Annotated in this window: 18 protein-coding genes; 13 read left to right on the plus strand and 5 right to left on the minus strand. The window is 67.0% G+C overall.

All coding sequences use genetic code 11. The features are described 5' to 3' along the window. Positions 1-23 precede the first annotated feature (23 nt). Positions 24-455, minus strand: coding sequence for a hypothetical protein (locus tag LDO14_RS10910; protein ID WP_056390539.1), 432 nt, complete (start codon positions 453-455; stop codon positions 24-26). A gap of 240 nt (positions 456-695) precedes the next feature. Between LDO14_RS10910 and LDO14_RS10915 the strand changes: the two genes are divergently transcribed. The 5 genes from LDO14_RS10915 to LDO14_RS10935 all read left to right on the plus strand — a co-directional run bounded on the left by LDO14_RS10915 (position 696) and on the right by LDO14_RS10935 (position 7,622). Beyond that, positions 696-1,562 (plus strand): universal stress protein, encoded by an 867-nt coding sequence (locus LDO14_RS10915; protein ID WP_018769376.1) that lies wholly within the window; start codon positions 696-698, stop codon positions 1,560-1,562. 65 nt (positions 1,563-1,627) lie between these two features. Beyond that, on the plus strand, positions 1,628-3,208 hold the full coding sequence (locus LDO14_RS10920) for a DUF4389 domain-containing protein (protein ID WP_056390543.1): 1,581 nt from the start codon (positions 1,628-1,630) through the stop codon (positions 3,206-3,208). 74 nt (positions 3,209-3,282) lie between these two features. Further along, positions 3,283-3,750, plus strand: coding sequence for a universal stress protein (locus LDO14_RS10925; protein ID WP_056390546.1), 468 nt, complete (start codon positions 3,283-3,285; stop codon positions 3,748-3,750). A 44-nt stretch (positions 3,751-3,794) separates the two neighbouring features. Continuing rightward, a complete protein-coding gene (locus LDO14_RS10930; RefSeq protein ID WP_223991694.1) occupies positions 3,795-4,793 on the plus strand; it encodes a polysaccharide deacetylase family protein in 999 nt (332 codons plus the stop codon). Between the two features lie 12 nt (positions 4,794-4,805). After that, positions 4,806-7,622: an HAD-IC family P-type ATPase gene (locus tag LDO14_RS10935; RefSeq protein WP_223991697.1), complete on the plus strand. Its 2,817-nt coding sequence runs from the start codon at positions 4,806-4,808 to the stop codon at positions 7,620-7,622. Here the strand turns inward: LDO14_RS10935 and LDO14_RS10940 are convergent. Continuing rightward, a complete protein-coding gene (locus LDO14_RS10940; RefSeq protein ID WP_223991699.1) occupies positions 7,619-8,281 on the minus strand; it encodes a hypothetical protein in 663 nt (220 codons plus the stop codon). The two genes, LDO14_RS10935 and LDO14_RS10940, sit on opposite strands and share 4 nt — an antisense overlap. A gap of 264 nt (positions 8,282-8,545) precedes the next feature. Between LDO14_RS10940 and LDO14_RS10945 the strand changes: the two genes are divergently transcribed. From LDO14_RS10945 to LDO14_RS10955, 3 genes are read left to right on the plus strand one after another with little or no spacing between them, the layout of a single operon-like run. Further along, a complete protein-coding gene (locus LDO14_RS10945) occupies positions 8,546-8,803 on the plus strand; it encodes a hypothetical protein (RefSeq protein ID WP_082581719.1) in 258 nt (85 codons plus the stop codon). A gap of 38 nt (positions 8,804-8,841) precedes the next feature. Beyond that, positions 8,842-9,159, plus strand: coding sequence for a DUF3040 domain-containing protein (locus LDO14_RS10950; RefSeq protein ID WP_018769383.1), 318 nt, complete (start codon positions 8,842-8,844; stop codon positions 9,157-9,159). Next, on the plus strand, positions 9,156-9,686 hold the full coding sequence (locus tag LDO14_RS10955) for a hemerythrin domain-containing protein (RefSeq protein ID WP_223991702.1): 531 nt from the start codon (positions 9,156-9,158) through the stop codon (positions 9,684-9,686). The genes LDO14_RS10950 and LDO14_RS10955 overlap by 4 nt, the downstream gene beginning before the upstream one ends. A gap of 57 nt (positions 9,687-9,743) precedes the next feature. Here LDO14_RS10955 and LDO14_RS10960 read toward each other — a convergent pair whose 3' ends face one another. Beyond that, positions 9,744-10,232, minus strand: a complete 489-nt coding sequence (locus LDO14_RS10960; RefSeq protein ID WP_223991704.1) for a universal stress protein — start codon at positions 10,230-10,232, stop codon at positions 9,744-9,746. Positions 10,233-10,506: 274 nt separating this feature from the next. On the opposite strand from LDO14_RS10960, the gene LDO14_RS10965 reads away from it, so the two are divergent. Continuing rightward, positions 10,507-11,178: a response regulator transcription factor gene (locus tag LDO14_RS10965; RefSeq protein ID WP_051081367.1), complete on the plus strand. Its 672-nt coding sequence runs from the start codon at positions 10,507-10,509 to the stop codon at positions 11,176-11,178. Between the two features lie 9 nt (positions 11,179-11,187). Here LDO14_RS10965 and LDO14_RS10970 read toward each other — a convergent pair whose 3' ends face one another. After that, on the minus strand, positions 11,188-12,870 hold the full coding sequence (locus tag LDO14_RS10970) for a GAF domain-containing sensor histidine kinase (RefSeq protein ID WP_223991713.1): 1,683 nt from the start codon (positions 12,868-12,870) through the stop codon (positions 11,188-11,190). Positions 12,871-13,110: 240 nt separating this feature from the next. Between LDO14_RS10970 and LDO14_RS10975 the strand changes: the two genes are divergently transcribed. From LDO14_RS10975 to LDO14_RS10990, 4 genes are all read left to right on the plus strand, one after another. Further along, positions 13,111-13,569 (plus strand): pyridoxamine 5'-phosphate oxidase family protein, encoded by a 459-nt coding sequence (locus LDO14_RS10975; protein ID WP_018769388.1) that lies wholly within the window; start codon positions 13,111-13,113, stop codon positions 13,567-13,569. 144 nt (positions 13,570-13,713) lie between these two features. Next, positions 13,714-14,580 carry a universal stress protein gene (locus LDO14_RS10980; RefSeq protein ID WP_223991715.1) on the plus strand — a complete coding sequence of 289 codons (867 nt, stop codon included), beginning with the start codon at positions 13,714-13,716 and terminating at the stop codon, positions 14,578-14,580. A 69-nt stretch (positions 14,581-14,649) separates the two neighbouring features. Continuing rightward, complete coding sequence (locus LDO14_RS10985; protein WP_346656228.1) at positions 14,650-17,124, plus strand: cation-translocating P-type ATPase; 2,475 nt, start codon at positions 14,650-14,652, stop codon at positions 17,122-17,124. A 13-nt stretch (positions 17,125-17,137) separates the two neighbouring features. Further along, a complete protein-coding gene (locus LDO14_RS10990; protein WP_018769391.1) occupies positions 17,138-17,560 on the plus strand; it encodes an Hsp20/alpha crystallin family protein in 423 nt (140 codons plus the stop codon). 122 nt (positions 17,561-17,682) lie between these two features. On the opposite strand, the gene ppsA is transcribed toward LDO14_RS10990, so the two are convergent. Beyond that, the gene (ppsA, locus tag LDO14_RS10995) at positions 17,683-20,106 is read right to left on the minus strand and encodes a phosphoenolpyruvate synthase (RefSeq protein WP_223991719.1); all 2,424 of its coding nucleotides are present in this window, start codon (positions 20,104-20,106) and stop codon (positions 17,683-17,685) included. Positions 20,107-20,110 lie beyond the last annotated feature (4 nt).

Genomic DNA, 20,110 nt, shown 5'->3' on the forward strand with positions numbered 1-20,110 from the left:
GGGCGCACCCGGCCCCGGGATTGCTAGCGTTCCAGGTCGTCCGGCTCAAACTCACTAAGGGGCGAGCCGCCAAAGTTTTCCTCGTCGTCGCTTGCGTCTGCTTCCAGGCCGGTGGGATTCCCGCCGAAATCGACGTCGGCTGCTGCTTCACCCAGCGTGGGTGTGTCCGGCGGCACCTGCTCATCGCCGGAGCGGTACCGGGCCTGCGCGCTTTCGTCCCGCAGCGTCTGGTCACTCAGGAAGTCCTGCTCCTCCCCCGAGACTGCTTCGTCCTGCAGCAGCGGGTCCTCCTGCCAGCGGTCCGGATTGTTCTCTGCAGCCCCGGGGTAGCTGTCAGGTTCCCCGTTGACGGGATCGAGCTCCAGTGACGATGCCGCGCCGGGAGTCTCGTCGAGAAGAACGTCGTCTTCCTGCACAACTTCCAACTCATCGTCGGGGACGTTCTGTTCAGTCATGATGATGCCTTTCTCATGGGCTCCGGGCGGATAATAGTAAGCATACTGAGGAACGGTATGCCTGTGAACAGCCACCGCATTTCCGTCCCAAGCGGACAAACGGCGGTTCCCGGCCGCGTGCCAAGGCCGCAGGGCGGCCTGAACAGCGCTTCCGTGACTTTTGGCCCTAGAGTGCCGGTGGCGGCGGGGCCAGTCTTGAAAGGCAGGAAGACCAGTTCAAGACGACCAGGAAGTGCGGCCATGACATCCCAGAAACCCATCGCTGTGGGCACCAACGACTCAGCGCAAAGCCAGGCCGCGGTCCTGTGGGCGGCCCGCCGCGCCCACCGGACGCACCTGCCGCTGGTGATCCTCCACGTCGTCGACGACCGGTGGGTAGCTGAACCCTACCCCTGGTTTGGAACCCTCCAGCAGGCCGGCGAGGAACTGCTCAAGACCGCCGCCGGCAGACTCGAAGGAACCGTGACGGTCACGCCGACTACGGAACTGCTCACCGGAAGCGTGGGCGGCCAGCTGGCCAAGTATTCGAAGAAGACCTCGATGATGGTCATCGGCTCCGGCAGCGGGCACCTTGGCGGGGCCCTCGCCGACCGCGCACTCCAGGTGGCGACCGCCGCCAAAGTCCCTGTCGCCGTCGTCGGGACCCAGGACCTCGAAGGCAGGTCCGGTGTGGTGGTCGGCGTTGACGGGTCTGCCGAGGCAACGCGGGCCGTCGCCTTCGCCGCGGCCGAGGCCGACCGCGAGGGAGACGAACTCACCGTCGTTTATGCCGTCAATGCGCCCGACCCCATCATCGACGCCGGCCTGACGCCGGGGGCGCTCGCGGACCTCATCGTGGACGAAGAACGCGTCGTGCTCTCCGAAACCGTGGCCGGGCTCAAGGAAGACTACCCGGACCTGACCGTGCACCAGCGGCTCGACAGGGAAAAAAACGCGGTGGACGCCCTTGTCGAGGCCGCCGCCGGGGCACGGCTGCTTGTGGTGGGCAGCCGCGGCCGGGGCGCCTTCAAGCGCCTTTTGCTCGGTTCGACCGCACACGGCGTGCTCAGGCACCTCCCGTGCCCCACGATCATTACCCGTACTGACACCGTTCACAGCCCCCTTTAGGCCGCAGCGCCTGCTGGTCCTTCTTCCCGCTCCACATCCTCCCCTACAGCGGAAGGTTCCACGCCATGAAAAAACCCGCCGCCATCATCATGCTGGTCCTCGGCATCCTGATCTCTCTTCCGGGACTGGCCGCGCTGGCGGGAGGAGCCGTGGCATCGGCGGTGGGATCGATCCAGGGGGACGGATACCTGACCTCCGGCACATCCCGTTTTTCCGTCAGTTCCTTTGCCCTCACCTCTCCGCGGGCCGAGGCCATCGGCGAGGATGTGCCGGGCAGGCTTCCTTTCGACATCGGTACCCTGCGGCTGCGGATTGCATCAATGATCCCCGACAAAGCGGTGTTCATTGGCATCGGCCCGCAGGCCGACGTCGAACAGTACCTGTCAGGTGTGCACCACTCGGAGCTGCTGAACATCCGGCAGCGGCCTTTCCGCGCCGAATACCGTGACGTTCCGGGCGGCAACCCCGCATCGCCGCCGGCCGGCCAGCGCTTTTGGACGGCCTCCGTTTCAGGCTCCGGCGAGCAGGAGCTGACGTGGAACATCACCCCGGGCACCTGGGAAGTGGTGGTGATGAATGCCGATGCCTCCTCCGGTGTTGATGTCCAGGCACAGGCCGGCTTCCGCTCAGACCTCATCAGGCCGGCAGCCACAGGCCTGCTGGTGGGCGGCCTCATCGCCCTCGTGATCGGTATTCCCCTCATCGTCTTCGGCGCCATGGGACTGGGCCGGCATGCCGGGCGGCCACCTGTTGGACCATCACCGGGCGGCCCGGCGGTGGCAGGACCGGGGATGGCGGGACCGGGGATGGCGGAACCGGGGATGCAGGCGCCTGGGATGGCCGGACCGGGGATGCAGGCAGTGCCGGCCGCACCCGGAGTGGCACCCCCGCCGCAGCCGTTCACCGTGGCAGCCGAAGACCGCCGCGCCTACCCCGCAAGGCTTTTCGGTGACATCGATCCGGGACTGTCACGATGGATGTGGCTGGTCAAGTGGTTCCTGGCCATACCGCATTTCATCCTTCTCTTCTTCCTCTGGTTTGCGTTCGTCATCACCACCATCGTGGCGGGCTTCGCCATCCTGTTCACCGGCCGGTACCCCAGGGCACTGTTCGACTTCAATGTGGGTGTCATGCGCTGGAACTGGCGGGTGGCCTTCTACGCCTACGCCGCCGTAGGCACCGACCTCTACCCGCCGTTTACGCTCAAGCGCACCAATTATCCTGCGGACTTTGACGTTGACTACCCGGAACGGCTGTCCCGCGGGCTGGTGCTGGTGAAATGGTGGCTCCTCTCGATCCCGCACCTGCTCCTGGTGGCCGCGTTTACCAATACAACGTGGCGGTGGCGGGCGGACAACACCTTCGTTGGCGCCACCTATGAGCAAAGTGCGGGACCGTCCCTGCTGGGACTGCTGGTTCTGGTCGCGGCAGTGATCCTGCTGTTCACCGGCCGCTACCAGCGCCCGCTGTTTGACTTCATCCTCGGCATCGACCGCTGGATCTACCGGGTCCTTGCCTACACAGCGCTGATGCGGGACGAATATCCACCATTCCGGCTGGACCAGGGAGCCACCGAACCTGAATGGCCCGGACCGGTGATTCCGCCGGCCGGGGCACCACCGGCGGGAGCCCCCGCGGCGCCGTGACCTTCGGCCCTAGCCCCGCAGCAGGCATCCGGGCATGATGGGCCTGACAGCGAGGGTCCGACGAGGGAGCAGACATGAGCATAGCCGGGGCACCAATTGCCAGGATCGTGGTGGGCGTCGACGGATCGGAACCGTCCCTGGAGGCACTTCGCCAGGCCCAACGGCTCGCCACTCCCCTCGGCGCCAAGGTCCAGGCGATCGCCTGCTGGGAGTACCCGCAGGTGTACTCGGGCTACGTCATGATGGGCATTGAGGGCTTCGAGGAAGGCGCCAAGAAGGTCCTGGACGACGCGATGGTGCAGGCTTTCGGCGCCGAGATGCCGGCCAACGTCACCTCGACCCTTGTCCGCGGCCATCCGCGTGAGGCGCTGATCGACGCCAGCCGGGACGCCGACATGATCGTGGTGGGGCGCCGCGGGCACGGCGGGTTCGGCGGCCTGCTCCTGGGTTCCGTCAGCTCCGCCATCGTGGCCCATGCCCACTGCCCGGTACTGGTGGTCCACACGCCCGAGAGCGGAGCCCACAGCTCCAAGGAGTCCTGAACGGTACGTCCGGGCGGGAAAGGTACTGACCTCCGGGACGGGTGATGGCATTGCCGCTCAGTGAGGCACGACGGCGGACACCCGCCATAGCGCTCGCCGCCGCCCTGGTGGTCCTCGCCATTTCACTGGCCCTGTTGCTCCCGGTGCCCTCGGCCGGTCCGCCGTCGGCATCACCGAAGGCTCCCTCCCCGCTGCCCAGCGGCTCCAGCCAGCCCGGCACAGCCAGCCCAACCGTCTCCACCCCCGCGCCGGGTCCGCAGGAAACGGAGACACCCGAAGCGGGCCAGGCTCCCGTCGAGCCCCCGGTCGTCGTGCCGCCGGTTCCCGAACCGCAGCCCACGGAGCCACCGGCCGGGCCAACGCCACCCCGGGAGCCGGGTACTCCCCCGCAGCCGGCGCCGTTGCCGGGATCCCTCCGCGGCCAGGACCTGACCGTCATCCCGGGGGCAGGCCGGGTGGTTGCCCTCACCTTCGATGCCGGAGCCAACGCGGCAGGACTGCCCAAAATCCTGCCCACCCTCGCCGCCAAGGGGGTCGCCGGGACGTTTTTCCTGACCGGCAACTGGGCGGCGAGCAACCCGCAGGCCGTAGCGCAGATCGTGGCCGCCGGGCACCGGGTGGCCAACCACTCCATGACCCACCCGGGCTTCACCGGACTGGGCAACGACCAGATCTTCCAACAGGTGCGTGGTGCCGAGCAGGCCATCCTGGCAGCCGGCGCCGATCCAAGGCCGCTGTTCCGCTTCCCCTACGGCGAGCGGGACGCACGCACCATCGCTGCAGTAAACTCCCTGGGCTACGTGGCCGTCAGGTGGACCGTGGACACCCTGGGCTGGAAAGGCGCCAGTGGAGGTTCCAGCGTGCAGTCGGTGGCCGACCGCGTCCAGGCCGGCCTGCAGCCCGGTGAAATCGTCCTCATGCACATCGGGTCCAATCCCGACGACGGCACCACCCTCGACGCCGACGCCCTCCCCCGGATCATTGACCGCATCGCTGCCGCAGGATACGGCTTCACCACGCTCGATGCCCTGCCGGGGCAGTGAGGCCGCGGCACCATGGCGAAGACCCGGCCCTCCCGACGCGGGCACGTGCAGCCCCCGCGGCCGGAACCATCCTCCACCGGCCGCCAACCGGACGCTGTCCCTGATCCGGCACACCACGGGCTGCCGGTCCACGAGGTAGTCCTGCTGCTGGAAACGGATGCGGCCAGGGGCCTTGGCCAGGAAGAGGTAGCGCACCGGCGCGCCCAGTTTGGCGCGAACGAGCTTCCCCGGTCCAGGGGCGGGGGAATCGCCCGCAAGCTGGGGCGCCAGTTCAACAACCCGCTGGTCTACGTCCTGTTGGCCGCCGCCGCCGTCACCGTGGTCCTTGGCGCGTTCCTGGACGCCGGCGTCATCCTCGCCGTGGTGCTGGTCAACACGCTGATCGGATTCGTCCAGGAAGTCCGGGCAGAAGCGGCCCTTGACGCCCTTCACTCGCTTGTCCGCACCCACGCCACCGTCATGCGCGGCGGCGAACGGAGGCAGGTTCCCTCCGAGGACCTGGTCCCCGGCGACCTTGTGCTGCTGGAGGCCGGCGACAAGGTACCGGCTGACCTCCGCCTGGTGCGCCTGTCCGCCTTACGGGCGGACGAATCCGCGCTGACGGGAGAATCCGACCCCGTGCCCAAGGACGAGGTGGTCCTGCCCCCGGTCACGCCGGTGGCAGACCGGAGGAACATGCTGTACAGCGGCACCCTGGTGACCGCCGGCACAGGTGCGGGGGTCGTCGTCGCCATCGGCGGCGAAACCGAACTTGGCGAGATCCACCGCCTCATGGGGACGGTCCGGCCGGTGGCCACGCCGTTGACGGTCAAACTGGCACGCTTCAGCTCGACGCTCACCATAGCCATCCTGGCCCTCGCCGCCGTGGCCTTCCTTGCCGGGCTGGCACATGGCGAGCAGCCGGGGCAAATGTTTACTGCCGCCGTCGCCCTGGCCGTGGGAGCCATCCCCGAAGGCCTTCCTGCCGCCGTCACCGTGACGCTTGCCATTGGCGTCCGCCGCATGGCGCGCCGCCGGGCCGTGGTCCGCCGGCTGCCGGTGGTGGAAACGCTGGGCAGCACCACGGTGATCTGCTCGGACAAGACGGGCACCTTCACCGAGAACCAGATGACAGTCCGGGCACTCTGGACCCCTTCCGGGACGTATGACGTTACGGGTTCCGGCTACGGACCGGAGGGACGCATCGCCCCGTCGGCAGCACAGCACACCGGTGGCCGGCAGCACGTGGCGGATTCAGCGGAGCACCCGGCGGACGGGGACGCTGCGCTGCAGTGGTCCCTCCTGGGCGGTGCAGCCTGCAACGACGCCACCGTCCGCAGGGAGGGGCAGGGGTGGCACGTACGGGGGGACCCTACCGAGGCCGCAATGCTGGTGGCCGCAGGGAAGGGCGGGATGGACGTATCCGGCTTCCTGGCTGCCAACCCGCGGAAGCAGGAACTGCCGTTCACGTCGGAGCGGCAGTTCATGGCCACCCTGCACCTTTCCACGCTTCCGCACGGAGCCGGCGTGGTGTTCGTCAAAGGCGCCGCCGAACGGGTCCTTGACCTCTGCGGCACGGAAATGGACAGGTACGGTGCCAACAGGCCCCTCCACAGGCAGGCCGCGCTCAATGCCGCACATGCGCTCGCGGACAGCGGGCTCCGCGTGCTGGCCACGGCCATGATGCGCCTTCCCCCGGACAGCCGGCCTCTCTCCGCCATCCAATTGCGGGGCCGGATGACCCTGACCGGGCTCCAGGCCATGCACGACCCTCCCCGGGAAGCGGCCGCGGCGGCAGTGGCGGCCTGCCGGCGTGCCGGCGTGGCGGTCAAGATGATCACCGGAGACCACGTGCGGACTGCCGTGACCGTTGCCGCTGCGGTGGGCCTGGCCGCCGACCATGACAGCGGAACAGCCCTGACAGGCGCGGAGCTGGACGTCATTGCACCTGACCAGTTCGCCGATGCCGTGGAACGGGCCACGGTTTTCGCCCGGGTCTCGCCGGAACAGAAGCTCCGCCTGATCGGGGCCCTGCAGTCCCGCGGACACGTGGCCGCCATGACCGGGGATGGCGTCAACGACGCGCCGGCCCTCCGGCAGGCGAATGTCGGCATTTCGATGGGACGCACCGGAACGGAGGTGGCCAAGGAGGCATCGGACATCATCCTCACCGATGACGACTTTGCCACCATTGAGGCCGCCGTTGAAGAAGGCCGGAATGTCTTCGACAACCTGACCAAATTCATCGTCTGGACCCTGCCCACCAACATGGCCGAGGGGCTGGTGATCCTCGTGGCCATCCTGCTGGGCGCAACGCTGCCCATCCTGCCCACCCAGATCCTCTGGATCAATATGACCACCGCTGTTGCCCTTGGACTCATGCTTGCCTTTGAGCCAAAGGAACCAGGACTGATGTCCCGGCCGCCACGGCCGCCGGACCGCCCCCTCCTGACGTGGGCGCTTACCGTGCGGATCCTGCTCGTTTCGGCCCTCCTCGTCGCCGGGGCATGGTGGCTCTTCGAACATGAATTGGCCGATGGTGCCTCTCTTGCACAGGCCCGGACGTCCGCCGTGAACCTTTTCGTGGCCGTGGAGGTGTCCTACCTCTTCAGCTGCCGGTCGCTGACCCGGCCGGCGTGGCGGATAAGGCCGTTCAGCAACCGCTGGCTCCTGGTCGGCGTCGCGGTGCAGGCGGCCGGCCAACTGGCACTCACGTATGCGCCGCTGATGAACGGGCTCTTCCACACCGCCCCCATCAGCGGCGAAGCGTGGCTGCGGATCCTTGGCCTGGCCCTGCTCGCATCCGTGGCAGTCGCCGTGGACAAGCGTTTGCGGCGCCGCGGCTTCTAGTGCGCATCCCCCGCGGCTGCAGCATCCGGCATAAGGCGCAGCAACACCAGGCCTGTGACCACGGCCATCACTGCCGCCATGAGGACCGCCGCCCCCACGCCAATCACCGCGATCAGCCAGGCAGGCTGGTCCGGCTGCCACAAAGGCGGGGCAACCAGCATGAACGCTGCAAGACCCGCCGCCCAGGCCGCGGCGTTGCCGGCGATCCACGGCCACGCCCGCCGGACATGGTGCCGCAGCTCAAACCACTGGGCAGTGCCAATGGATCCGAGCAGCAGGATTGCCGCCGCGCCACCCGCAGTCAGCCGGAGCGGAAGCGGCCAGTCCTGCCATTCCCCGAAGGTGGACGGCAGCATGCCCACGGACCAGGCGAATGCCGCGGCCACCGCGGTCAGCAGGACCCAGCGGGCCGCGGAGATCCCCGGCAACCGGTTCCGCAGGACGCGGACCTGGAACCATCCCAGGACAGCTCCTTCGGCGAGGCCGGCCAGTACCAGGAGTGCAAATTCCGCACGCGGCCAGGCAGTGGCCGCAAGGAACCACGCAAGGACCGGGGCGAGGAAGCCCAGGCTCTCGCCCAGGGTCGCCCAGCCCACCCAATGGGTGAGGAACGCACGGCGGGCTGTCCCGCCGTCGTACGTGCTGTCCGCAACGGCCACGGTGCCATCCTCCCTTCCCGCTTTACTCCCCTGCAACGGAACCGGATGCTCATCCAGATTCACCGTGCCCGCGCCGCCACCGCCAGTGCCAGTGCCATAAGCCCCCGGTGCGGAAGTTCCGCACATTCCGGCAGCCGAGGACCGGAGCCTGGTACCCGGCCCCGGAACAGGACTAATGGCTCTGCCCCGGACACCGGCAGAAACCAATACTGGAAGGGAAGGCGGACGGCTGGCGTCCGCCTCCACTTCAGCGGAGGTCGTGACGTGTACGGCTGGAACGACGGCATGGGCCTGTGGGGCTATGTCCTGATGAGCATCAGCATGGTGGTGGTCTGGGGAGCAATCATCACCGGCATTGTCCTGCTGGCCCGTTCCCTGCGGGCTCCCTCCCCGGGTGCACCCCGGCCCCCGTCGCCACTAACGGCAGAAGACGTACTGGCCGAGCGTTTCGCGCGCGGCGAGATCGACGTCGCGGAATACCGAAACAGGCTGGCTGTCCTGCGCGGCCAGCCGGGTACCTGAGTTCCGGTTCCCGCAGGCAATGGATAGTGGGTGCAGCTGTGCCGCTCTCTGAATTTGAAAAACGCGAACTCGAACTGATCGGCCATGGCCTGGAGGAGGAAGACCCCGGATTCGCGGCCCTGCTCGGAAGGGATGCCTTCGTACTGTCGCTTCGCACCCGCGTCAGGCGAGGACTCCTGCTTTTCGCGGCGGGCGTGGGCGTCCTGCTCCTTGGCCTGGTGGTCCGGGCGCCCTACCTGGGCATCGCAGGCTTCGCCGTCATGAACGGCGGAGCGTACTGGGCCATCAAAGACCTCCGCTGGTCCTTGCGGGCCAACCACCGGCATGTCGCCCAACTGGAAGGCAACAACGAATGAACACCAACGGCGGTAACGGCACGGAAGCCGGCTCCGAGGCGCGTGCGCTGCAGGCGGTGGAAGCCCACCATGCCGACATGCTGCGGCAACTGAACGCGCTGGTGGGAGTGCTGACGGAGGCCGTGGAGGCACGGGACCCTGCCGCCGGACAGGAAACGCAGGCTGCGTTGCTGGACTGGTGCGACACGGTGCTGGTGCCGCACGCCCTGGCAGAAGAAGGGCCGCTGTACAGCGGGCCCCACGGCCTGCCGGAAGCGAAGCTGCTGGTGGACGGCATGCTGGCCGAGCATCAGGTCATCGTGGGCCTGGTTGAAGAGCTCAGGACCGCCGAAGGCGTTGCTGCCGCCGTGGCCGCCGGGGCCATCCAACGGATTTTCGCCCTGCACCTGGACAAGGAGAACCGCCTCCTGATGCCCTTCATCATCCAATCCCCCGGCCTGTCACTCGCACAGGCAGTCGAAGGGCTTCACGAACTGGTGGGGGAAGGCGCGGCACACCATCATGGGGACGGCCAGCACAGCCACTAGGGCGGGATGACACGTACGACGGCGGGATGCCGGGTCGGTCAGTCAGGGCGCCTGCAATCAGGCCGCCGGGTCAGGGCTCCCCGTCAGGGCGCTTGCCTGGCCGGTGTCCCCCGCGCCGTCCGCCTCCGGGGCGTGCACCACCAGCACGGGACAGTGGGCATGGCTCACGCACGTCGAACTGACGGAGCCAAGGACAAAGCTCCCATGTCCCCGCCTGCCCACGATCAGCAAGGAGGCGTTGCGGCTCGCGTCGATGAGTACCGGCCCTGGCTTACCCCGTACCAGGCGGGCATGCACGAAGGCCGGCAGCTCCCCGAATGCTTCTTCCAGTGCCTGCTGGAGGACCTGGTGGGCCGCGTACTTGAACCCTTCGATCCCTACGACGAGGTAAACCCCGTAGCCGGCCGGGACGTCCCAGCAGGCCCAGGCCTCAACCGTCGCTGACAGGGGCTCCGCCACGGCCCGGGCCACCCGGAGCGCGGCGATGGAGGCGTCTGATCCATCCACCCCAACGATGATCCTGGGGTGCGTTTCAGGGGCAGTCATGCCGGCTCCATTCACTGTTGTTGCCGCATTCCCTCCTGCGGGCATCCTGCAAGCGTCGTCCCCAGAATGGAACAAGTGCGCTTTCAGGGGTAGGGCCGAAGGTCATGACAGGAACAGGGCCCAGACTTCGGGTGCCGCCCTGCGGATCGCCGGCGGACTTAGGTCCCTTCCGGCAGGACGCCTCCTGGGGAACAATGGGCTCAGGCCCTCCCCGGGGGCCGCCCCCGCACGAATGCGGGATTTGGTCCTGGAGATTTGGGAGCGATCAGTGCAGATGCATGAAGCTGGGTCTGAGGCGGCAGGATCTCCCGGGCAGGTCCGGGTGTTCATCCTTGATGACCACGAACTTGTCCGGCAGGGGTTGAAGGACCTGCTGGAGGGCGAAGGGTTCCTTGTGGTGGGCGAAAGCGGCTCGGCTGCCGAGGCCACGCGCCGCATACCCGCACTGCACCCCGACATCGCCATCCTCGACGGAAGGCTTCCCGACGGCACGGGAATCGAGGTGTGCCGGGACGTGCGTTCCCTGGACCCCCGCCTGCGCTGCCTGATACTCACCAGCTACGACGACGAGCAGGCCCTTCGAGGCGCTGTCCTGGCCGGTGCCTCCGGATACATCCTGAAACAGATCAGGAGCGATGACCTCCTGGCCGGAATCCGGAAAGCGGCTGCGGGCGAGTCCCTCTTCGATCCGGGAGTTGAGCAGCAGATCATTACCGGACTGTCCACGGCACACACCGATCCCCGCCTGGAGGGCCTCAGCGCACAGGAGAAGAAGGTCCTGGCCCTGATCGGGCAGGGCCTGACCAACAGGCAAATCGGCGACGAACTGTTCCTGGCCGAGAAAACCGTCAAGAACTATGTTTCATCGATCCTGGCAAAACTGGGCTTCGAGCGCCGGACGCAGGCCGCTGTCTACGTCACCAAGAGCTCCACGGACACTGCCTGAGCCGGCAGGTCAGGTGAGCCGGGCGGTCCATGTCACGGATGTGCCCTTGCCTGGCCCGCTCTCAATGATGCAACTGCCCTGCAACAACTCAGCCCGGTGGCGCATGTTCGCCAGGCCGCTCACCCGGGCAGGGTCGGCGAAGCCCCGGCCATTGTCGCGGATGAGAAGCTGGACCTGGTCCTTGCCCACCGCAACCGTGACCTCCACGTCGTCCGCGCCGGAATGCCGCAGCGCGTTACTGAGTCCTTCCGACAGCACGGACAGCAGATGGACGGCCACATCCTCCCGGATCGAGTCCACGGGGCCGTCCAGAGCCACCTTGGGGGTCAGGGCGTAGCTGCGCGAGTTTTCCCGGACCACCCGCAGGATCCGGCCCGTCAGCGGTTCGCGTTCCTCATCCGCCGTCCGGAGCGAGTAGATGGTGTCCCGCAGCTTGCGGATTGTTTCATCGAGTTCCGTGGTGACGGCGGCGATGCGCTCGTGCGCCACCGGGTCCACGGTGTAGCGGCGCAGGCTTTGGATGCTCAGGCCTGCGGCAAACAGGCGCTGGATGACGAGGTCGTGCAGGTCCCGCGCGATCCGTTCCCGGTCAGTGAACAGCAGGTTTTGTTCGCGCAGTGCGTTCACGCGCGCCAGGTCGAGCGCCAGCCCGATCCGGCTCCCGAAAATGGCACCCGACTCTGCGTCCGCCTGGTTGAAGGCGGCAGTTGCGTGTGCGCGGGCCAGCAGGAGAACGCCGTTGTCGCTGCTGCCATGCCCCAGGGAACACACGAGTACGGATCCGAGTTTCCCGGCCATTCCGGCCTCAAAGACCTGCCGCGGGTCCTTGGCCACAAAGGAGCCGCCGCCCTCGATCACGTCCCACACGGAGTGGGAGACCTTCCATTCCTGGCCTGCCTGGAGACCCTGCACACCAAGGCAGGACCGGCATCGAAGCACGCCTCCACCCGCCGGCACGGCCACCACTGCAAGTGCCGCATCCGATACCTTTAAAGCGGCGTCGGCAACGACGTCCAGGTTATCCGCGTCCCCGGGGCTGGACGCCATGATCAATCTGCTGCTGAGCTCCATGCCTGCTTCCAGCCACTTCTGCCGGCGCCCGCTGTCTTCAAAGAGGCGCGCGTTCTGGATCGCGACGCCGGCCGCCGCCGCCAGGGCAACGGCAAGGTCCTCATCGTCGGAGGTGAAATCCTCGCCACCTTGCTTTTCCGTCAGGTAGAGGTTGCCGAACACCTCGTCACGGACGCGGACGGGCACGCCAAGGAATGTCTTCATGGGCGGGTGGTTCGGCGGGAAGCCGGACGCAATGGGATGCCGGCCAAGGTCATGGAGCCGCAAGGGCTTTGGTTCGCGGATGAGCAGGCCAAGTACGCCGTGCCCCGTCGGCAGGTCGCCAATGGAGCGGATTCCGTCTTCATCAATACCCACCGTGATGAAGTGGCTCAGGGTGCGGTCTTCGCCAATGACGCCCATAGCGCCGTACCGTGCGCCGACCAGGGCGCAGGCCGAACGGACCAGGCGGTCAAGCACGGCCTCAAGGCTCAGATCCTCGGCGAGGGACACCACCGCGGCCAGCAGGGCGTTGATGCGTTCCTGGGTATCCAGCTGTTCGTCGCCCCGGGCGGAAAAGTCCCGCAGCAGGTCTTCAACGGTGTCCCTCGTCGGCGGACGCCAGGGCTTCTCAGTGCTCACGTTCCACCTCCTGCGGCAAGAACCTGCCACGCTGCGGGTCCTTGGCGCGGTCCGGGGGTCCGGAACGGAAATGCCTGCCCCGGGCCGCAAGTCCGCCTTCACTTGGGCATGAAGACGCTACCGGCACAATTCTAGGAGGCCCAGGCGAAAATTACCTCCGACCGTCCCGGATGGGTGCCTTTGCTGGCGCGGGACCTTCTTCCCTATCCCCGGGAGGTTTGCCGGTCCTAGGCTACGGCCATGAATACCGCAGCCACAGAACCTGACATCAAGGAACTCGGCGTCCACGATTGCTGGCGATACCTTCGTTCAACTTCCCTCTGCAGGATCGCCTTCTCCGAGGGGGACGCAGTGGAAAACTATCCGGTGAATTTTGTCCCCACCAACGGCACACTGCTCATTCGTACCGGCCAGGGAACAAAGCTCGCCTCCCTTGCCGACCGGAAAGTGGTAGCCGTCGAGGCGGACGGAATGAACCAGTACGGCACCATCGCCTGGAGCGTCATCATCAAGGGGCACGCCAAGGTTGTAACCGATGCGGAGGAAGTCCAGGACGCCATGGAGGCGGGCTTGTCCCCCTGGCAACCCGGCCAAAAAAATGTCCTGATCCGGATCACGCCGCAGGATATCAGCGGCCGGAGGTTCGTCATCGCGGCGCCGACCCATTGGTGGCCGGCCCGGGAGCCCAGCGCCGACTGACCCAGCGCCCACTAGCCCAGCGCCGACTGGCCAACGCTGATCAGGCCAACGCGGACCAGGCGGGCCGGTCAGGGCAACGTCATCCGGCTCCGCTCCACGTCCGTACCACACCCCTTCTCCAGCACCCCCTAAGGATGGTCCCCCATGGCAACTGCCAAGCCAATCGCCGTCGGCATCACCAATACTTCGGCCTCCAACGCCGCCCTGTTGTGGGCAGCTGCCCGGGCCAACAGGCTCAAGTGCCCCCTCGCCGTCGTAAATGTGGTGGACGACCGCTGGATGGCCGCCGAAGTGCTCCCCTACCTTGAAGTCCTGCGTGAATCGGGGCTGGCGCTGTTGAAGGAGGCCGGTGAAAAAGCCACCGCAGCCGAACCCGGACTGCAGGTAACCCTCCAACTGCTCGAAGGAGGCATCGGGGCAGCCCTGGGCGACTATTCCAGGAATGCCTCCATGCTCGTCCTGGGCACCAGCGGCCACACGCGCGGCGCCCTGACGGACCGGGCCCTCCAGGCCGCCGCCACCGCGGAGTGCCCGGTGGCCGTCATCGGCGACGCCCAGGAGGCAGGCCGCGGCATCGTGGTGGGCGTGGATGGCTCGCGTGAAGCAACACAGGCAGTGGCTTTTGCGGCCGCGGAGGCTGACGCACTGGGCGAGGAGCTGACCGTCCTATATGCCTTCACCGGCCCCAACCGCTGGATTGCGGCAGGGCTGCCGCAGAGCAGTTTCGCCACCCACGTCGTCGAGGAGGAACAGATCGTGCTCGCCGAAACTGAGGCGGGCCTCCGGCAGGACTATCCGGACCTCGTGGTCAACACCAGGATGGAGACCGTTCTTGAGCCGGCGGACGCCCTGATCCGTGCTGCATCCGGCGCCCGGCTGCTGGTCCTGGGCAGCCGCGGAAAGGGTGGCTTCGAAAGGTTCGTCCTGGGATCCACGGCACACGCAGTGCTGTCGCAGCCGCCGTGCCCCACCGTGATCACCCGGGTGCACAAGCAGCAGCACGCCGACTGACCGGGTCAGCTGCCTGGCCACATCATGACAATCGCCGGGGACAACGGGAGACCGGTCCCGGGACTGGACGTGAGCCATCCCCGGGACGGACTCTCCACCGCAGAAGTGCGGGAGCGCACTGCCGCCGGCCGTGTCAACAGCGTGCCAACGGCAACCAGCAGGAGCGCCTGGGAGATTGTCCAGGCGAACGTGTTCACCCTGTTCAACGGCGTGGTGGGAGGCTGCTTCATCCTCCTGCTGGTCCTTGGCCAGTGGCGTGATGCGCTGTTCGGCTTGTCCGCCATCAGCAATTCGCTGATCGGGATCATCCAGGAGTACCGGGCAAAGCGTTCCCTTGACCAGCTTGCCATTCTGCAGGCCGCCCGGAACACGGTGGTCAGGAACGGGGCCAGGGAAGTCGTCTCCTCGGACGAACTGGTCCCTGACGACCTGGTGGTGCTCAATGCCGGGGACCAGGTAACGGCAGACCTGGAGCTTCTTGGCGGGGCACCGCTTGAGGTGGACGAATCCCTGCTGACGGGCGAGTCGGAACCCGTTCCCAAAGCCGGCGGTGCCGTGCTGCTGTCCGGCTCGCTGATCCTCACCGGCAGCGGCCGGGCCAGAGTGCTCCGCGTGGGACCCGACACCTTCGCTTACCGGCTGGCAGCCGAGGCACGGCGGTTCTCCCTTGTCAGGTCAGAGATCCGCAGGGGCCTGGAGAAAGTCTTTACCGTCATCACCTGGCTGTTGCTGCCCACCGCACTGCTGCTCACGAATGCGCAAATGCAGGACCAGGGCGGATGGGCTGGAGCCATGGGATCGGGGCGGTGGATACCGGCCGTTGTAGGAGCTGTTGCCGGGATCATGGCCATGATCCCCTTGGGCCTGCTCCTGATGACAAGCGTGGCCTTTGCCGTGGGCGGCCTCCGGCTCGCCCGCCAGAAGGTCCTGGTCCAGGAACTCGCCGCCGTGGAGGTATTGGCACGGGTGGATGTCCTCTGCCTGGATAAAACCGGCACCCTGTCCTCCGGCTCCGTGGTGTTTGACGCCGTCCATGAGGCCGGAACGGTTCCTGCGTCCGGGTGGCGGCCGGCGGTGGAATGGTTTGGTGCCAATGCTGAGGCCAGCAGCACCGCTGCAGCCATCGGCGCGGCCTTTCCCGTGCGGGTTCCGCTGCAGGAGCAGGATTCCGTCCCGTTCTCCTCCGCCCGGAAGTGGAGTTCGGTGACGTTCGCACCGGGCTCCGCCGCCTCCGGGACGTGGGTCCTGGGAGCGCCGGATACGGTCCTCGGGTCCGCTGACTCTGCTGATGCGCACGCCAGGGCGGCGGCCCTCGCTTCCACCGGCCTGCGGACCCTGGTGCTGGCGCACCTCCCGGCGCCGCTGCCGCCGGGCCCCGCAGAGGCAGGCCTGCCGACCGGGCTGGTGCCGGTCATGCTGCTGACCTTCCGGGAGAGCATCCGCCGGGACGCCGCCTCCACCCTCGACTACTTCCGCCGGCAGGGGGTGACCGTCAAGATCATTTCCGGTGACGATCCCCGGACCGTGGCAGCGCTTGCGCGCGGGGTTGGTTTTGGAACCGGGGTTGCCTATGACGCACGCACGCTTCCCCGGGATCCGCTGCTGCTGGAGGAAACGGTGGAGTCGCAAAGCCTCTTTGGAAGTGTGACCCCATCCCAGAAACGGGACCTGATCCAGGCCCTGAAGCGGCGGGGGCACACGGTGGCAATGACCGGGGACGGGGTGAACGACGTCCTGGCACTTAAGGATGCGGATCTGGGGATCGCCATGGACTCGGCCTCCCCCGCGACCAAGGCCGTGGCCCGCATGGTCCTCCTGGACGGGCGCTTTGAACGGCTGCCGGCGGTGGTGGACGAGGGGCGCCGGGCCATCAGCAACATTGAGCGCGTCTCCCTGGTCTTCCTGAGCAAGACTGTCTACGCCACGGTCATCTCCGTGGTGACCGGCGTCCTGTTGCTGGCCTTCCCGTTCCTGCCCCGGCAGCTGTCCGCACTGGACGGACTGACCATCGGCCTGCCGGCGTTCTTCCTTGCCCTGCAGCCCGGCGGCCAGCGTTATGCCCCCGGGTTCCTGAGGCGTGCCCTGGCCTTCGCGGTCCCGGCAGGCATCTGCACGGCCCTGTGTGTCCTGGCGGTCAGCGCGTACGGGCAGTTGTGGGGCGGCCACAGCCTTGAGTCCGCCCAGTCCGCGGCAACGGTGACACTCGGTCTGGTGGCCGCGTGGATCCTGGTGATGGCATCACGCCCCCTCAACCGGATCAAGGTGTTGATCCTTGCCGGGATGTACGCGGGGCTGGTCCTGTTGTTCAGCGTTCCCTTAACGCAGGACTTCTTCCGGGTTGAGTGGCCGCCCGCCGGACTGCTGGCCGTCTCGGTTGCAGTTGCCCTGGCAGGGTGCCTGGCCATCGAACTGGTTGGCCGCCTGACCCGCCGGCCACCGGCGGGTCACGGCCGAACGGGGCTGGGACCTTTGCCTCTGGAGCCGGATTCATCGAAAGGGGATGGTGGAAGTGCCGGGCAACGCGATGGTCCGGCTTCCACATGAGCAGGAGGCAAGAATGACTGACCTGATGAAATGGTTTGATAACCGCCGCTCCCCCATCGATGTCATCGAACGGCTTTTCGAGGGTGACCTGGGGTCCTCCGCCATCAGGGTCGAAGAGATGGTGGACGGCAACACGCTGGTGGTGCGGGCAGAGCTGCCCGGCATCGATCCGGAGAAGGACGTGGACGTGACGGTTACGGACGGTGTCCTGACCATCAAGGGAGAACGGCAGGAAAAGAAGGAACACAAGGAGAAGGACAGCTACCGGTCCGAGTTCCGCTACGGTTCCTTCGTCCGGCGGATCCCCCTCCCCACCGGGGTGAAACAAGACGACGTAACGGCTGCATACAAGGACGGGGTCCTTGAAGTGCGGGCTCCCATGCCGGAGCAGGTGCAGGCAACCGGGGCGTCCAAGATCCCCATTACCAGGGGCTGAGCAGAGTCACGGTACGACGACGGTGCCTGGCTTCCGGGGAGACTGTCCCCTGGGGTGCCAGGCACTTTCCTGTGGCCGCCAGGGCAGTACGCGGGGACACGCAGTATGCCGTGGGCAGCGGGTCAGACGGCTTGTTCGTTGGCAGCCCGCGCCTCTGCTGCCGCAATAACCGGAAGCGTCCGCACGTACGTGTCCGGGTTCAGGGACACCGAATCGATCCCCTGGCTGACCAGGAACTCCGCAAGGTCCGGATGGTTGCTGGGCCCTTGTCCACAGATGCCGATCTTGATGCCGGCGGCATGGGCCTTGCTGATCGCCTGGGCAATCATGGACATTACTGCCGGATCCCGCTCATCGAACAACCCGGCTAGTTCCTCCGAATCGCGGTCCACCCCCAGGACCAGCTGGGTGAGGTCGTTGGAACCGATGGAAAAACCGTCAAAACGCTTGGCGAATTCCTCTGCCAGGACCACGTTGGATGGGATCTCACACATCATGTAGAGCTGGAGCCCTTCGGCGCCGCGGACCAGCCCGTGCTCTTCCATGGCCTGGATGACCTGGTCCGCTTCCCGCACGGTGCGGCAGAAGGGGACCATGACAATCACGTTGCCGAACCCGGCCTGCTCCCGGACGCGTTTGAGGGCCTTGCACTCCAGCGCGAATCCTTCCCGGTAGGCGTTGCTGTAGTAGCGGGAGGCGCCGCGGAACCCCAGCATGGGGTTTTCCTCGGGACGTTCGAAAGCGCTGCCGCCGATCAGGTGGCTGTACTCGTTGCTCTTGAAGTCGCTCAACCGGACGATCACCGGTTTGGGATGGAAGGGGGCGGCGATCTTGGCGATCCCCGTGGCCAGCACGTCGATGAAGTACTCCTGCGGGTCCTGGTAGCCGCTGGTGAGCTGCCGGATGAGCGCGGCCTCCTGGGGGTCTGACACCCGTTCCGGATGGACCAGGGCCATGGGGTGGATGCGGATCAGGTTGTTGATGATGAACTCCATCCGGGCCAGGCCTACGCCGTCCGCAGGCAGCCGCCACCACTTGAACGCGGCGGCCGGGCTGGCGATGTTGATCATCACGTCCGTGCGGGTGGCCGGGAGGGCGTGCATGTCCACGTCCTCCACGGAGAACTCCAGCAGCCCTTCGTAGACGCGGCCCTCTTCGCCTTCCGCGCAGGACAGGGTGACCTGGCCGCCGTCGGGAAGGACCTCTGTGGCGTTGCGCGTTCCCACCACTGCGGGCACGCCCAGTTCGCGGCTGACAATGGCGGCGTGGCTGGTTGTGCCGCCGTGGTCCGTGATGATGCCCGCGGCCCGCTTCATGACGGGAACCCAGTCCGGGTCCGTCATCCGGGTGACCAGCACGGAGCCGTCCACGAATGATTCGATGTCCTTGGCATCCCGCACCACGCACGCCTGGCCGCGCGCGATCGAATCTCCGATGGCGGCGCCGGTGACCAGGACCTTCCCGGGCCCTGCAAGGTGGTAGGTCCGGAAAGTTGATGTGCTCCGGCGGGCCTGGACGGTCTCCGGCCGTGCCTGCACCATGAAGAGTTCCCCGGTGACCCCGTCCTTGGCCCACTCCATATCCATGGGCCGGCCGTAATGTTCCTCCACCGCGACGGCCCAGCGGGCCAACAGGACAATCTCGCGGTCATCCAGTACCCGTGAGCTCTGCTCCCGCCCGGTCGTCTCCACCATCATGGTCCTGGCATCGCCACCGCGGCTGTACACCATTTTACGTTCCTTGGCACCGACTTGCCGCTCGATCACGGGGCTGAAGCGCCGGTCTGCAAGGAGCGGCTTGAACACCTGGTACTTGTCCGGGTTGATGGTGCCCTGGACCACCGTCTCCCCCAGCCCCCAGGCGGCGCTGATGACCACCACGCCGGGAAAGCCGGACTCCGTGTCGATCGAAAACATCACCCCTGATGCGCCAAGGTCCGAGCGGACCATCCGCTGCACTCCAACGGACAGGGCAACGTCGAGGTGGTCGTAACCCTTCATTTCGCGGTAGCTGATGGCACGGTCCGTGAACAGGGAGGCGTAGCAGCGCCGGCACGCCTCCAGGACGGCGCGCTCCCCGGCCACGTTCAGGAAGGTTTCCTGCTGGCCGGCGAAACTGGCGTCCGGGAGGTCCTCGGCCGTGGCACTGCTGCGGACCGCAACCGCCACTTGGTCTTGCCCGGTGCGTTGGCAAAGGGCCCGGTAGTGCTCCTGGATGTCGGCAGTAATGTCCGCCGGGAAGGTGGCCTGCAGGAACAGTTCGCGGATCGCCGCCCCGGCCTGCCGAAGTGTTGCTGCCCCGGCGCGGTGGTCCTCCATGTGCTTCCTGATCCGGGGCTCCAGGCTGTTGGCAGCAAGGAAAGCGCGGTAGGCGGTGGCCGTGGTGGCGAACCCTTCCGGAACCCGGACTCCTGCCGGCTGCAGCGCACGGCTCAACTCCCCCAGGGAGGCGTTCTTTCCACCTACGGAAGGGATGTCCGCGATCCCGGTTTCTTCAAGCCATTTGACGCTGACATCGGCCAGGGACGTTTCTGCAGCGGCGGTCATGGCT

The sequence above is a fragment of the Arthrobacter sp. NicSoilB11 genome, assembly GCF_019977375.1.
In the GTDB taxonomy this organism is placed as follows: Bacteria; Actinomycetota; Actinomycetes; order Actinomycetales; family Micrococcaceae; genus Arthrobacter.